The sequence below is a fragment of the Rhizobium redzepovicii genome, assembly GCF_019793435.1.
GTDB lineage: Bacteria > Pseudomonadota > Alphaproteobacteria > Rhizobiales > Rhizobiaceae > Rhizobium > Rhizobium redzepovicii.
Window position 1 is genome coordinate 1 of the sequence record NZ_JAILYH010000059.1, and the last position, 876, is coordinate 876.

General features: G+C 59.0%; 1 protein-coding gene. It reads right to left on the minus strand.

Translation table 11 applies throughout. From position 1 onward, the window contains the following. On the minus strand, positions 1-876 hold an 876-nt coding region (locus tag K6N12_RS33550; protein WP_281424335.1), incomplete at both ends, for a nitrogenase component 1.

Consider the following 876-nt stretch of genomic DNA (forward strand, 5'->3'; position numbering starts at 1 on the left):
GTAGAGATCCCACACCGGATTATTGATGGCCAGATCCATGTCGCGGGCGAATATGGCGAAGCCGTCATAGCCGTGATACGGGCCGGAATAATCCCAGGAGTGCATCTGGCGGAAGGGGATGCCCATCTTCTGCACCGGATACTTCTCTTTAATGCCGGACCCAACAAGGTCGGGGCGGATGCCTTCGATGAACTTTTCCAGCTCGTAACCGGTCACGTCGTCATAGATCAGCGTACCCTTGTTCACATAATGGCCGGTGCGCTGATAGTCGTCGTTGTGGGCGAACTCGTAGCCGGTGCCGACGATCCGCATGCCGAGGTCCTCATAGGCCGTGATGACGTGGCGAGGACGCAGGCCGCCGACATAGAGCATCACCGTCTTGCCTTCGAGGCGCGGCCGGTACTTGTCGACGACAGCATCGACCAGGGGCCGGTACTTGGTGATGACAGCCTCGGTCTTGTCGACGATTTCCGGACCGAAGTGCTTGGCTATTTCGCGCAGGGAGGTTTCGATCTGGGACGGACCAAAGAAATTGTATTCCATCCACGGGATGCCGTATTTTTCCTCCATGTGCCGACAGATGTAGTTCATCGAGCGGTAGCAGTGGATGAGGTTCAGCTTGGCCTTTGGCGCGCGCTCGACCTCAGCGAGCGTGGCATCACCCGACCAGTTGCCGACCACGCGCAGCCCCACCTCCTCCAATAGAATGCGCGTAGCCCACGCGTCGCCACCGATATTGTAGTCGCCGACGACGTTGACATCGTAAGGGCCGGTCTCAAACTCGACTTCGTTCTTGTCGAAAACCCAGTCACGGATGGCGTCGTTGGCGATGTGGTGGCCGAGCGATTGCGAGACGCCGCGGAAGCCCTCGCAGCG